General features: G+C 64.5%; 17 protein-coding genes. 5 read left to right on the forward strand and 12 right to left on the reverse strand.

Annotated features, from left to right (window positions below; all coding sequences use genetic code 11):
* Nucleotides 1-76 precede the first annotated feature (76 nt).
* Nucleotides 77-709 (reverse strand): cation transporter, encoded by a 633-nt coding sequence (locus tag MRBLST15_RS08400; protein ID WP_367785660.1) that lies wholly within the window; start codon nucleotides 707-709, stop codon nucleotides 77-79.
* 160 nt (nucleotides 710-869) lie between these two features.
* Here MRBLST15_RS08400 and MRBLST15_RS08405 point away from each other — a divergent pair, with 160 nt between their 5' ends.
* Entirely contained in the window at nucleotides 870-1,562 is a 693-nt protein-coding gene (locus MRBLST15_RS08405; protein ID WP_367785661.1) for an aspartate/glutamate racemase family protein, read from the forward strand.
* A gap of 7 nt (nucleotides 1,563-1,569) precedes the next feature.
* Here MRBLST15_RS08405 and MRBLST15_RS08410 read toward each other — a convergent pair whose 3' ends face one another.
* Complete coding sequence (locus MRBLST15_RS08410; protein WP_265953863.1) at nucleotides 1,570-1,938, reverse strand: hypothetical protein; 369 nt, start codon at nucleotides 1,936-1,938, stop codon at nucleotides 1,570-1,572.
* 273 nt (nucleotides 1,939-2,211) lie between these two features.
* On the opposite strand from MRBLST15_RS08410, the gene MRBLST15_RS08415 reads away from it, so the two are divergent.
* Complete coding sequence (locus MRBLST15_RS08415) at nucleotides 2,212-2,715, forward strand: DUF3011 domain-containing protein (protein WP_367785662.1); 504 nt, start codon at nucleotides 2,212-2,214, stop codon at nucleotides 2,713-2,715.
* 40 nt (nucleotides 2,716-2,755) lie between these two features.
* Here MRBLST15_RS08415 and MRBLST15_RS08420 read toward each other — a convergent pair whose 3' ends face one another.
* Entirely contained in the window at nucleotides 2,756-2,968 is a 213-nt protein-coding gene (locus MRBLST15_RS08420; RefSeq protein WP_367785847.1) for a hypothetical protein, read from the reverse strand.
* Between MRBLST15_RS08420 and MRBLST15_RS08425 the strand changes: the two genes are divergently transcribed.
* On the forward strand, nucleotides 2,891-3,280 hold the full coding sequence (locus tag MRBLST15_RS08425; protein ID WP_367785841.1) for a GNAT family N-acetyltransferase: 390 nt from the start codon (nucleotides 2,891-2,893) through the stop codon (nucleotides 3,278-3,280). The two genes, MRBLST15_RS08420 and MRBLST15_RS08425, sit on opposite strands and share 78 nt — an antisense overlap.
* On the opposite strand, the gene MRBLST15_RS08430 is transcribed toward MRBLST15_RS08425, so the two are convergent.
* From MRBLST15_RS08430 to MRBLST15_RS08445, 4 genes are all read right to left on the reverse strand, one after another.
* Complete coding sequence (locus MRBLST15_RS08430; protein ID WP_025876304.1) at nucleotides 3,250-3,591, reverse strand: low molecular weight protein tyrosine phosphatase family protein; 342 nt, start codon at nucleotides 3,589-3,591, stop codon at nucleotides 3,250-3,252. The genes MRBLST15_RS08425 and MRBLST15_RS08430 overlap by 31 nt on opposite strands.
* A complete protein-coding gene (locus MRBLST15_RS08435; protein ID WP_367785663.1) occupies nucleotides 3,585-3,788 on the reverse strand; it encodes a hypothetical protein in 204 nt (67 codons plus the stop codon). The genes MRBLST15_RS08430 and MRBLST15_RS08435 overlap by 7 nt, the downstream gene beginning before the upstream one ends.
* A 282-nt stretch (nucleotides 3,789-4,070) precedes the next feature.
* Nucleotides 4,071-4,571 (reverse strand): hypothetical protein, encoded by a 501-nt coding sequence (locus MRBLST15_RS08440; protein ID WP_367785664.1) that lies wholly within the window; start codon nucleotides 4,569-4,571, stop codon nucleotides 4,071-4,073.
* An 82-nt stretch (nucleotides 4,572-4,653) separates the two neighbouring features.
* Nucleotides 4,654-5,559, reverse strand: a complete 906-nt coding sequence (locus MRBLST15_RS08445) for an ADP-ribosylglycohydrolase family protein (RefSeq protein WP_367785665.1) — start codon at nucleotides 5,557-5,559, stop codon at nucleotides 4,654-4,656.
* A gap of 86 nt (nucleotides 5,560-5,645) precedes the next feature.
* Here MRBLST15_RS08445 and MRBLST15_RS08450 point away from each other — a divergent pair, with 86 nt between their 5' ends.
* Entirely contained in the window at nucleotides 5,646-6,311 is a 666-nt protein-coding gene (locus tag MRBLST15_RS08450; protein WP_367785666.1) for an SOS response-associated peptidase, read from the forward strand.
* Nucleotides 6,312-6,415: 104 nt separating this feature from the next.
* Nucleotides 6,416-6,868, forward strand: a complete 453-nt coding sequence (locus MRBLST15_RS08455) for a hypothetical protein (protein ID WP_367785667.1) — start codon at nucleotides 6,416-6,418, stop codon at nucleotides 6,866-6,868.
* Here MRBLST15_RS08455 and MRBLST15_RS08460 read toward each other — a convergent pair.
* Genes MRBLST15_RS08460 through MRBLST15_RS08480 form a run of 5 tightly spaced genes read right to left on the reverse strand, consistent with a single transcriptional unit; the run spans nucleotide 6,855 to nucleotide 12,621 of the window.
* Entirely contained in the window at nucleotides 6,855-7,562 is a 708-nt protein-coding gene (locus MRBLST15_RS08460; RefSeq protein ID WP_367785668.1) for a hypothetical protein, read from the reverse strand. The two genes, MRBLST15_RS08455 and MRBLST15_RS08460, sit on opposite strands and share 14 nt — an antisense overlap.
* Nucleotides 7,562-7,840: a hypothetical protein gene (locus tag MRBLST15_RS08465; RefSeq protein ID WP_367785669.1), complete on the reverse strand. Its 279-nt coding sequence runs from the start codon at nucleotides 7,838-7,840 to the stop codon at nucleotides 7,562-7,564. Before MRBLST15_RS08465 ends, MRBLST15_RS08460 begins: the two co-directional genes overlap by 1 nt.
* The gene (locus MRBLST15_RS08470; RefSeq protein WP_367785670.1) at nucleotides 7,840-11,307 is read right to left on the reverse strand and encodes a host specificity protein J; all 3,468 of its coding nucleotides are present in this window, start codon (nucleotides 11,305-11,307) and stop codon (nucleotides 7,840-7,842) included. The genes MRBLST15_RS08465 and MRBLST15_RS08470 overlap by 1 nt, the downstream gene beginning before the upstream one ends.
* Nucleotides 11,304-11,888, reverse strand: a complete 585-nt coding sequence (locus MRBLST15_RS08475; RefSeq protein WP_367785671.1) for a tail assembly protein — start codon at nucleotides 11,886-11,888, stop codon at nucleotides 11,304-11,306. Before MRBLST15_RS08475 ends, MRBLST15_RS08470 begins: the two co-directional genes overlap by 4 nt.
* Nucleotides 11,881-12,621 carry a C40 family peptidase gene (locus MRBLST15_RS08480; protein WP_367785672.1) on the reverse strand — a complete coding sequence of 247 codons (741 nt, stop codon included), beginning with the start codon at nucleotides 12,619-12,621 and terminating at the stop codon, nucleotides 11,881-11,883. The genes MRBLST15_RS08475 and MRBLST15_RS08480 overlap by 8 nt, the downstream gene beginning before the upstream one ends.
* Nucleotides 12,622-12,637: the final 16 nt, after the last annotated feature.

Consider the following 12,637-nt stretch of genomic DNA (forward strand, 5'->3'; position numbering starts at 1 on the left):
CTGCAAGGATAGTGTGCAGCGGCTGTCACCACCATGCACAGTCCCGGGTCGATTCGACGGTTACAGCTGCTGCGGCTCAGCCGCTGGCAGCACGTGACGCGCGCAGCTCGGTCATCGCGATGCGCAGCACCCGCAGCGCCGAGCGCAGGAACACGACCAGCAGTGCGGCCGCGACCAGCAGGTCCGGCCAACCGGCACCGAACAGCGCCACCAGCGCCGCCGCCAGCAGCACCGAAATGCCCTCGAAGATATCGTTGCGCGCGCATTCCCAGGCCGATGCAAGGTTCACGTCGTCATTGCGATAGGGCGTCAGCAGCCAGAGGCAGAAACCGTTCGCGGCAAGATTCAGCAGCGCGGCCAGGCCCATGCTTTCGAACAGGGGAACCTGCGGATGCGCCAGCCGCCATCCGATCTGTACCGCCACTGCCACCGCCGCCGCCAGGATCAGCACGCCCTTGAACAAGGCAACCCGCGCCTTGGCCGCCACGCCGGCGCCCACCACCAGCAGGCTCAGCAGGTAGGTGGTGGCGTCGCCCAGGTTGTCCAGCGCACCGGAGAGCAGCGAGGACGAGTGGCTGTACCACGACGCAGCGACCATCATCAGGAACGTCGCCAGGTTGATCAGCAGCACGATCCACAGCACCCGCCGGTGGCGCGCCTGCATGGCTGCCACATCCAGCGTCTTGCCGCAGCCACAGCATTCGCCCATCGCCCTGCCCTCTGCCTGTCGTACCCCATTATCACGCCGATCAGGCGTGCCGGCAGCTGCGGCGGCGGGTCCGCCTGCGATGGCGCGCCCCGATCACGCCGGCACGCAGCGTCCTGGCCTCGGTTGTGCTGCAATGGCACTCCCCGGCACGGAGACACGCATGAAGACGCTTGGCCTGATCGGTGGCATGAGCTGGGAAAGTTCGGCGCAGTACTACCGCCTCATCAATGAAGAAGTACGCGCACGGCTGGGCGGCGCGCACTCGGCGCCGCTGCTGATGTGGTCGCTGGATTTTGCCCGCGTCAAACAGCTGCAGCACGACGGCGACTGGGATGCGCTGGGCAACGAGATGGTCGATGCTGCCCAGCGGCTACAGGCGGGTGGCGCCGAACTGCTGCTGATCTGCACCAACACCATGCACAAGCTTGTTGGTGAGATCGAAGCAGCCTGCCCGCTGCCGCTGTTGCACATCGCCGACCCGACCGCCACGGCGATCGTGCAGGCCGGTCTACAGCGCGTCGGCCTGCTCGGCACGGCCTTCACCATGGAGGAAGACTTCTACCGTGGCCGCCTGAGCGAGCGCTTCGGCCTGGACGTACTGGTTCCGGAGGCCGACGACCGCCGCGATGTGCACGCAATCATCTACGAGGAACTGATCGCCGGCGTGGTCAACGAGCGATCACGGCAGGTGTACGTCGAGGTGATCGAACGCCTCGTTGCCCGCGGTGCCGAAGCGATCATCCTGGGCTGTACCGAAATCATGCTGCTGGTACGTGCCGAAGACAGCCCGGTGCCGCTGTTCGACACCACGACGCTGCATGCGCGCGCGGCGGTGGACGCGGCGTTGGCATGACGCACGGTCACGCGGGCGATTCCGGCTGCACCGCCAGCGAAGTGACCAGCCATTCCACTACCGCTGGCGAATCGCACAGGAAGAATACTGCGTCGCCGCTGCGGGCTTCGGTCAGCATGCGGTAGACACTGATGGCAACGCCCGATTGGCTGGCGATGAAAATCTCGCTGCTGCGCGGACCGTCGGCCTGACGGGAAACCAGCCGCAAGGCATGGCGGGCCGCGACCGTATCTTCTGGTTCGGCTTCGCGGGTCAATTCCAGGCCACGCAGGCCCCAGGCAACAAAAATACGCTTGCCCTTGAACGTCGTGTCCAGGACCTGCACTTCGGCCGCGCCTGTGTCGGCCGACCGATGAATGACGATACTGCTGATCAACGCAACCCCCTGTGGTCGTCGTGGTCCGCACATCCTTGTCCGCACCCGCACCAGCGGCCCCGGGCGATGCCCGAGGGCTGCATCCGAAAGCGCTGGAACGTGTAAAAAACTGTAAACCGATGCAATCGGATGTGCCCGGGATGATACGGGATGTAAACCCCTGCATGCGCCGCTGGACACTTATAAATCTGTCCTGAGCCAGCGCAGACCGCGGTCGTCGCAGAGCGCCGCACGTGCGCCATTCTTGCGTCCCATTCCCAATCCGAGGTTTCAATGAGCCTTCGCCTGTTACTGCCCCTGGGCGGTTCTGCGCTTGCCCTGCTGCTGGCCGCCACCACTGTCTCGGCCCAGGATTACGACATCGAGTCGTCACCGCGCATCACCTGCGAATCGCACTTCAACAAGACCCAGCAGTGTCCGTTCGAGGGACGCGCGCGCCTGGCGCGGCAGCTGTCGGTGACGCGGTGCGTGGAAGGTGACAACTGGGGACAGCGCCGCGGCATGCTGTGGGTCACCGACGGCTGTCGTGCCGAATTCGTTGCCGAAGAGCGTGGGCGTGGACGCTGGCCCGGGCGTGACCGTGATCGCGATGGCGAGCGCCTGGTCTGCGAATCCTACGAAAACAAGGAGAAGCAGTGCCGCATCCGCGTCCGTCATGACGTGCGGCTGGTCAAGCAGAAGTCGGTCACCACCTGCACCGAGGACCGCAACTGGGGCTGGGACCGACGCGGCGTATGGGTCAGCGACGGCTGCCGCGCCGAATTCCGCGTCTACTGAGTGCGATGGCTGCGGGCCCATCCTCGCTAGAATGAGGCTCTCACAGCAGGAAACACCGCATGGAACGCTGGTATCTGGCAACGATGATGTCCTTGCTGCTGCGCAGCCGTCCGCGATGACCCGGCAGGCTCCAGCACTTCAGATACGCGCGGCCGCATGCACGGATCTTCCGGCACTGATCGCCGTCGACAGCGTTGCGGCGCATGACCCACGACGTGCGGTGCAGATCGGCCAGTGGTTGGCGGACGGCCACATGCACGTTGCCGAGCTCGATGGCACGCTGGCCGGCTACCGGGTCCAGCATCGGCACTTCTTCAGCGAGGCCTTCATCGAGATGCTGATGGTGGCCGCGCCGCTGCGTAGACACGGCATCGGCCGTGCGTTGCTTCTGCATGCCACGTCGATCACCGCGGGCACCCGACTTTTCAGCTCGACCAACCAGTCCAATACCAGCATGCAGCGTCTGCTGGCAGCGGCTGGCTTCGTGCAATGCGGGATCGTGCACGGCCTCGACGAAGGCGACCCGGAGCTGATCTACCGCTTCGCCACTGACGATGTGAGGTAAGGCGCGACCTTCGCTTCCAGCAGCGCCATCAACGCCGGATCCATGCAGCGATAGTCGTCGGGGATATCCAGGCAGTGCAACGGCGTATGTTCAAGCAGGCGCGCGAAATTCGCCTGCAGCCGGTGCTGGTGCTTGGGCTCCATCACGAAGATGACGTCAGCCCAGCGGATATCCGCTGGGCTGATGGGCCGGCGCGCATGCGGGCTGGTGCCGGCAGAGCGCGCACTGATACCTGGCCGGCGTTGCCACATCGCTTCGGCGGTGGGGCTGCGCAACTGGTTGCGGCTGCAGACAAACAACAGGTTCAACATTCCAGATCCAGCAGTTGCCGCGGGCTGAGGACCGGATAGGTGAAGCCCAGCTGGCGCGCCCGCAGCAGCTTGTCGCCACGCGTATACATCAGCTTCCAGTTCTTTTCCGGCTTGAAGATCGGCACGGGTGCCGTGTGGTCGCCGCCGTGATGGCGCGACTGCGAGCGCCTCCAGGCGCGGTTCCTTTGCGTTTCCATGATCGTATTCTCGTGGGTACCGGGTTCAGCAGCCGCGGTAGTACGAGTGCGCGCAGGATACAACGCTGCAACAAAAAAGCCCACGCATCGCTGCGCAGGCTTGTCTGTTTCATCACAGTGGTCGGGACGGCCGGATTCGAACCGACGACCCTCTGCCCCCCAGGCATGGCGCCAGATAGGCCCAAGCGGTTGATCTGCAAGGAATATGCCCCCGTTTTTCCGCCGCCAGATGTGCCGGTTCGTGCGCAATAGGATCAATCACTTACGAGTGGATAGGGTGCATCAAACCCCGCGCCGCATCTGCTGCAGCGCCGCTCTCACCCGCGCCTTCTGCGGGTCCCTCGCCCTGGGCTTCGTCGCTGCCGGCGGCTTGCGCGGCTCGAGCGCTTCCTTGACCCGCTCCAGCTCCTTCGTCCCTGCCTCGGCCAAACGCCGCGCCTGTTGCTGCTGCTCGCGGGTCGGCGGCAGGCCGGGCAGTGGCGGCGGCAGTTGGATCGGGATGGTGTCCGCCAGCAGGGCTACAGCTTCCCGGAGCCGCAGGTGCGGGTAGAGCCTGGCGGCGCACCAGCGTTCGGCGTAGCGCTTTGCCTGCCGGACGCTAGCCGCGCGTACTTCCTTCACGTGCCAGAACTTCTGACCTTCCATCCACAGGCGCACCCCGGGGCCGCCGTCAGGGGTGATGCTGGCCGTCTCCCGCCCGTTGTACCAGAGCGCCCAGCGCTCACCCGTCTGGACCCAGCCAGAGGGAATCGGGGCGGAGCGAAAGCCGTGGGAGGACTGCATGGCCAGAAGGATACGGCCGGCGGTCGCAAAGGCTGCGACAAGGGATCGTTCACCGGCTGAACCGTTCGGGGTCCGGGGCGATCTATGACTGGGCGAGGTTGCGCTGCATTAGGCTATCGGCCAATGCGGAGATCTCGTCGCCACGGTGAAGGCGGTCGAGCCATGAGGTGGGAATGCCAGTTTCCCCATAGAAGGCGCCGGCCAGCTGCCCGACGATAGCGGCGGTAGTATCCGCGTCGTCACCAAGGTTGGCAGCCTCGAGCACCGCACCGTCGAAGGTGTCATGCCGGTGGAAGCACCACAGAGCAGCTTTCAGACTTTCTACGACGTACCCGGTGCCGTGGATCTGGTCCCGCGTGGCATCCAGATACCCGCCGCAGGCGACGTCGCGCAGCCGAGCAGTGGCGACGTCGATAGAGGCAAGATCCAATATCTCGGATTTACTGCGCCCTGTCAGAGCGCGCTCTATCGCGACGGCGAGGATGCGACAGGCGTCCAGACACTCCACCGCTGCATGTGTGGTACGAGAGCTGAGTGCCGCCATGTCCTGCAGCTCGGGCATGCCGGCATACCTAAGCACCACGGGCGCCAAGCGCATTATCGAGCCATTGCCGGCGCTTTTCGGGTGTGGGCTGCCGGAAAGCGGGTCCCCTGTCACCAGGTAGCTTTCAATGGCCCGGCGCGTGGCCACGCCAATATCGAAGCAGGAGCCCGTCGAGCTCCAATAGCCATGCTGATACCAGTTCGCGTATCGGTTCATCTGGTCCCGAGCGTCGAAGTCCTCGCAGCGGACTAGGCTCTCAGCTAGGCATAGAGCCATGGAGGTGTCATCCGTCCACTGCCCTGCCTCGAGGTTAAATGGACCGCCGCCCACCATGTCGGTAAGTGGCTCGAATCGACCGCGCGGCTTGAACTCAAGTGTTGTGCCAACGGCGTCACCGGCAGCCAAGCCTAGTAGCGCGCCACGATAGCGGTTCTGTGCGTCCATGCGGGCAGTATAAGCTCGCCCGGGGGCACCTCCCTGGTGTAGGCGGCGCGAAGAGTTCAGCCGAAACAGTGGAGTAGAGTCCGGCTATGTGCGGCCGATTCGTCCAGGTTCCCGTTGTCGACTTTGGCCAGCCCGGTCTGGCTGACCTTGCCCCCGGCCTGGCCGAGATCCAACCCAGCTTCAACCTGGCGCCGACGCAGCGCGCATCGATCATCCTGGACCGCGGCGAAGGCCGGCAGGTCACCCGGCTGGCGTGGGGACTGCTGCCGTTCTGGGCGAAGGCCAAGGGCTTGCAGGGATCGACCATCAACGCCCGCATCGAGACGGTGGCCACCAAGCCCGCGTTCCGGTCGGCGTTCAAGAAGCGCCGCTGCGTCATCCCGATGGCTGGGTACTACGAGTGGTCGGTCAGCCCCGAGGACGGGAAGAAGGACCCATGGTTCATCCACGCCACCGGGCCGCTGCTGGCCGCCGGCCTGTGGGAAGACACCAGCCCGCTCCTGCCCGACGGGAACCTGGGCACCTTCACCATCATCACCGGTGACAGCAGCGGCGTGTCGGCTGATATCCACGACCGCATGCCGGTGTGGCTGCAGGCCGGCCAGATCGACGAGTGGATGGCCGCCAGCCCGGACGATGCCATGGCCATGCTGCTGGCGAGCGAGACACCGGCCATGGAGGCCTACCGCGTCAACCGCGCGGTGAACACGCCGCGGAACAACCGCGAGGATCTGCTGCAGCCCGTGGCGTGAGATCACGTTCGCGGCGGCCAAACGCGAACGACTTTCTGTAAGGCGCAGACTCCGCTTTGGAGGTAACCTCGGCTCTGTTCGCAGCACAACACAGGGAGAGCGTCATGCGCGTATCGATCTTTTTTGCAGTTCTGGCCGCCGCCGGCGCCAGCTCAGCCCTCGCCGCCTCAGCGCAGGGCCCCACCCAGCTTTACGAAGAAATTTCGACGTCGGGCGAGACGATGGATGGGTTCGTCGCTCGAATCAGCCCGAAGGCTATCGAGGTCACGGAACAGCGGCGCGTTTCCATCTGCGGTGTGATCGGGAAGTCAGGGGACAGGTTCGGCATCCGCTTAGGCACGAGCAACACCTGGAAGAAATGCGACATCGACTTGGGCAACACAGTGGCCGGCTTCACGTCGACGGGCATCACCTTCCACACCACCACCAGCGATGAGGGAAGCCAGCGCGGGTTCTCAGCGGAGAACTTCAAGCGACCCGGCGGATACGTCGCGTTTGGCAATGTGGTTCGCTATCAGGAAGGCCGCACCAAGGATCGACCGGTCAGTACCCGGTGATATCCAGCGCCAAATAGGCGGCCACGCCGTTGGAGATGTATCCGATGTCGGCCGGCGTGCCTGGTGAGGATTGTGTCACATCCACGCGCATGCTCAGGCTTGACAGAACCCCATTGAGCACGCGTGCGCCGATGATGTTGGTCGTCTGAGCCACCACTGCCGGCTGTGTCTCGGGTTGATTCTGCCATTGCCTGACCTGATTCATGGCTGCCGCAGCGAACGCGACGGCATAGGTCCGCGATGGGTCGGGTAGTTGCACCGAAGCATCGGCCCCCAAGAGTTGCCCCGCCACCCGCATCCAGCTCATCCCTGTGTCGAACACCAGGCGCCCGTCGCTGGGGCGCCACACCTTCATGCCGACGGTGCTCGCCGCAATGTATGCAGGGATGGTGAAGATGTACCAGCTGAAATCGACCGGCCCACCCTGCGTTCGAATCAGGAAGCTGTAGATGTTGCCATTGGCCGACGCTCCCACGATCCCGATGTACTTCGAAGGGTCGTGGGTCCGCAATGCCAGCTGAGGAATGGCGGCGCTTGGCAGCGTGAGCGTGAGCGTGTACAGGCCATAGGCCAACGATGCATCCGCGGCGGATGTCTGCCCTGTTCCCGAGCTGTATAGCGACAGGTTCTCATACGACTCATCGATTGTGAGGACGCTTCCATTGTTGGTCCAGACCTTGAAGCCAATAGCCATCACCAGAGTCCATAGTAGAGAGTGCAGGGTGTGCGGACGTTTTCCATGAACGTCCACGACAGGCGATTGCCCGAGACGCCGATCACCGGTATCCCGCGAGTTGGCTGCGCCGGGTCGTTGGAGATGATGAAGAAGAAGATCTGGTTTCCTTGGTTGGGAACATCCAGATAGCCGTCTTGATTGCCAGTCTGCACCTGGCCCAGAAGCCGGGTCAGGCGGGTCGTGATTTCGAACTTGATGGACCCATCGGGGTTCCAGACCCGCATTCCGGTTGCCATCAGATTCCATCCCCGAGGGCGACCAACGGCTGCCCGCCGGCAGTGCGGACGAAGATGTTTCGGTCATTTATCGCCAATGACCCGCCACCGACCGGCCCGTTCATCGTCAGGCTGCCGTTCTTGTCCAGCTTCCACCGCGGCAGTCCGCCAGCACCGACAGCCGTCGACTGGATCACGTCCCCGATCATCGCGTTCTGGATCCAGCCGGTGCCGATCAGGGCCTGGCTGATGAAGGTCTGGCCGTTCTGTACGACGAACGGTGCGGTGGTCACATTGTTGGCGATGTTGATCAGGGCAAACCGGTCCACCTGGAACAGTGCCTGGCTCTGGAAGCTGCCATCGGGCTGCTGCTCGACACCCAGGCCGAAGCCGGCACCGTAGATGCGTCCGTCGGAGGTGACCTGCGCGCGCAGGGTGTAGGTGGCGCTGATCTTCCCGTTGATATCGACCAACGCCAGTGAGGTCTGCTCGACCGATGCCTGCGTCTCCCCCACCTTCGCCTCAACGGTATCGGTTCGCTTTGCAAGAGCATAGTCACCCTCGGCGATGACCGTCTGGATGGTCATGGTGCCGGCGAAAACAGTTTCGTCACCGGCGCCCCAGTCTTCATCACCAGCAGCCTGCACATCGAGTTGCACGAACAGGCCCTCAGTCTTCTGCCCGATCGCCTGCAGGCCCGTTTCAGGATCGTTGATTTCCAGTTCCAGCGTGTCCACGCGCCCCACGATTGCGCCGGCCTGGGCGATCGCGTCGCCCACGTCCTGCCAGTTCGTGCCAGGTGGCTCCTCGTTGCCGGGCTCGGTTCCCTGCCAGCTCCAGATCTTCCCGTTGTGCACCACGGTCTGGCCTGGTTCGTAAGTCGCTGCAGCGTCCCAGATCAACGGAACAATCTGGTCGATGCTCTCGATCTTGTCGCGCAGCGCTTGGCCCAGCGCGCTCTCGCTGATCTTGCCGGCGAAGTAGGCATCGTAGTCAGACTGGTTGGTACTGGCCTCGCCCATCACGCCAGTACCTTCCGGATACCAGGGGCCAATGTTGCCGGAGCGATCCACAAGCCGCGCCCAGAAGAAGAATCGAGCACCGGCGGCCAAGCCATCCAGTTCAAGACGGTTCTGCGGATAGGCGTAGTCGCCCAGCTTCGTTGCAGTCTCCCGGTTCGGGCTAGGGCTGCGCCAGATCTCGGTGCGCTGCGTGTCCGTCGCCCCAGGCGGGAAGGCCCAAGCCAACCGGATGCCGAACACGATGGACGTGGCGGTCAGCGAGGTCACCGCCGGCGGAGGCTCGGTCTTGCCCGCGATCGTGGTGAGCGGGCTCATGGCAGGCAGCGACACGGCATTGAGCGCGTTCACCGCCCGCACGCGCGCGAGGTACTGGCCAGCGTAGATGCCGGGCACCTCGATGCTGGTGGTGGCCACCCGACCGGCGCGCACCCAGTTGAGGTCGTCTCGGCGCCACTCCACGTCGTAGGCGATGGCCTTGTCGGCTGCGTCCCACTGGATGGTCAGCGTTGGGGTGGCGATGCCCTGCTCGATCACCACGTGCGAGGACAGCGCCACGTTGGTCGGCGGCGGCTGCACGCTCGGCGGGATGATGCTGATCGGCGGCAGCTCCAGGCGGGTGCCGTCGTCGATCGCCGCATACTTGCCTGGCACGTGCTTCAGCGCTGTCACGTTGAAGGTCAGCCCCTCGCCTTCCTGGATTCCGATCACCCGGAACAGCTGCAGCACCAGGTCACTAGACTCGGTCGCCCACACCGACTGCGCTACCGGCAAGGCGCTCCATGGCGCCGAGACCGTAACCAGACCGGTCGCGGCGTCTACCCCGTTGATCGTCCGGCCTTCCGTCCGACCGCTGGGCAGCGTCGCGCGCAACGTGTCGCCCACAACCATCGAGTCAGGCACCAGGTCAAGCGTGAGGCTGCTGGCGGCCGCTGCACGGATGCGGCCGGCATTGCGACGGCCGGAGCGATTCGGGTCCGCCACCTGAATCACGTCGCCCGGCATGCAGTTGAGGGCGTCCAACCCGACCGAGAAGCTGACGGTCTCCGTCTCCAGGCTCTCGGTGTAGAGAATGTGGTTGCCCACACGCTGCGCCTGCGCGCGTGAATGGCAGCCGATAGCCGTCACCTCGGTCTGGTTCACCCCATATCGGGCGATGGCGTCAAGGTTCTGCACGACCTCCACCTTCTGTCGACCGAAATCGTCTGGGTCAGTCCATGAAACCAAGGCAACGGTGTGACGCGCCTTGCGAGCACTGCCCTGGTAGAGGAACCGCCCTTCAACGACGTTGGCCTGGCTGTAAGTGGGGCCAGGATCCATGGGCATATCGGACGAGGCCATCACCTGCCCCGCCGCATAGAAGCTGATGCCGCGGAACATGCTGGCCATGTCCTGCAGCACCTTGTAGGCATCCGCCCTGCTCTGCAGGTACAGGCTGCAGGTGAAGCGCGGCTCTTGCCCGCCCATGCCGTCGCTCACCAGCTGATCGCAATACTGCGCGATCTGGTACAGCCGCCACTTGTCTACCCAGTCCAACGGAATGCGGTTGCCGAGGCCGAACCGGTCGTTGGTGACGATATCGAAGAATACCCAGGCCGGGTTGTTCGTCCAGGCAGCTTTGAAGGTGCCATCCCACACGCCGCTGTAGGTACGGCCGATGGGGTCGTAGTTGCTGGGCACGCGGATGATGCGGCCCCACACCCGGTAGGACCGCGACGGGATGTTCTGGAACTGGCTCGCGTCAACCTGCACCGCGCACAGCGCGCTGTTGGGATAGCGCAGCTTGACGTCGATGATCTCGGTCATCGAAAGCACGTTGACCGTGTCCGATATCAGCGCAGTGTTCTGATTGGGAGTGAGCCGGCGGATTCTGACCTGCCACTGGGAGCCGGGCGGCAGATCAATGCGCCGGCTGCGCTCGTACTGCGTGGTGGTCTTGCCGGTGATCGCGTCATTGAGCACGGTCGTGTAGGCGCCACCATCGACGGCGAGGTCGATCGCGTAGCTGATGGAATAGCCGTTGCGGTCACCATTCTCCTCGTCCACCTTCTGCAACGCTGGCACGGCGAGACGAATCCGTACGGCCGACAAGTCCGACCCGCTGACGACGCGCACCACCGGCTGGTCACTTCGAAGCTCCACGTTCACGCCGATCTCGTTCTCGACCGACGGGAACCCCGGGATGTACTCCTGGTCCTGCGTTCCGGAGCGGGTATCCACCGTGACGCCAGCGAAGTTCAGCCCGCCATCCGGGTTCTGGATCGGAACCTGATTCAGGTAGATCGACTGATTGCCGGCGACCAGGCCACGGATTTCGCCCTCGCTGACCAAGTCGATGATCCTGGCAACAGCCATCGAGTGCAGGCTGTCCGGCGTCTCTACCGGCGTGCGGCCGTTGCTGCCGCTCTTGCCACCGGCGCCAGCCAATGCCACCGCACGCGCGATAGGAGTTGCGACGGGAATGTTCAAAGCTGGTCCTCCGCCATGATGCCGCCGCTGATCACTGCCGAGCCGACGAGCATGCCTTTCTGGTCATGGCCACCGTAGGCCACAGGAACCGGAACACCTTGGGCTTGTGTGTTGACGGTTCCATTCATGCTGTAACTGGGGCGATTTTCTACGCTGTCCTGCGATCCCATTCCGTTGGGCTGCGGACCCAGCATCTGCGCCACGCCTCCCAGCACCAAGCTCACGCCCAGCTGCGTAAGAGGCTGAATACCGGTCCACAGGCCGACAACGATGAGGACCACACCAACGATGGTTTGGAGGATGCCGCCGCGCTTGCTACCGAGCAGCACCGGCGCAATGCGGATGTCCTCGCTCCCTGGAGGGTCCTGCAGCTGATCCTTCGTCAGGTTCTGCTTGCCGACGAAGACTGCGAAGGCCATGCCGTTCTCCTTCGCACGGGCCAGGTACTGCTGGAAGCCCGGCAGGATCGCGCACAGCGCGCGCACAGCCTCGGCAGGACTGTTCACAGCCAGGCGGAAGGAGCGGCCGAAGCGGCTGCCCAGCTGGCCGTACAGGCGGACGGTGCGCAGGCGCTCAGACACGGACTGCCTCCTTGTGGCGGACGATGTAGCGGGTGCGCTCGGTCCACATGCCGCCGTAGGTGATCTCCTCCGACAGGCGGCCGTGCATGTGGTGCAGCATCTGGCCCTCGCCGAGGTAGACGCCGGCGTGGTTCGGGACCGGCGAGCGGATCTGCATCAGCACCATGTCGCCGCGCTGCGGCTCGCCGTCTATCAGGTCGAAGCCCTCGGCGCGCAGTCGGTCCAGGCTGTAAAGGTCCTGCCCCTTCTCCCACCAGTCATCGTCGCGGTCGTACTGGCTGAGCGTGATGCCCAGTTCACGGTCGTAGAAGTCTCGAACCAGCGTGTAGCAGTCGAGGATGCCGTGGGCGAACTGCCGTCCCACCAGCGGCGCGACGTAGCCGATGGGCTGGATGGTCTGCAGGTCGCCGCACTCGGGATCTGCACCGGTGACCTGGCCCACGCTGACGATGTGCCACGGCAGGCCACTGGCTTCGCACATGACGCGATCGGCATCCGATGCAGTCGCCGGCGCGTTCGGATGGCTGTGAACGACGGCGAGCACCTCGCCCACGTCCTCAGCATCGGCATAGTCCTCGGCCGGCAGCCGGAAGTGCTCGCTGGGCGTGGTGGCCACGTTGCGGCACGGCAGGTAGGCCTCGCCATCCGGACCGGCCACGATCAGGCCGCAGCACTCGCGCGGGTACTCGGCCACGGCATGCGCCTGGATGGCCTGCAGGGTGCTCTGTTGCATCGGTGTCGCCCATAGA

The organism is Stenotrophomonas sp. LST15-1-1.1, assembly GCF_040815575.1.
GTDB lineage: Bacteria > Pseudomonadota > Gammaproteobacteria > Xanthomonadales > Xanthomonadaceae > Stenotrophomonas > Stenotrophomonas lactitubi_B.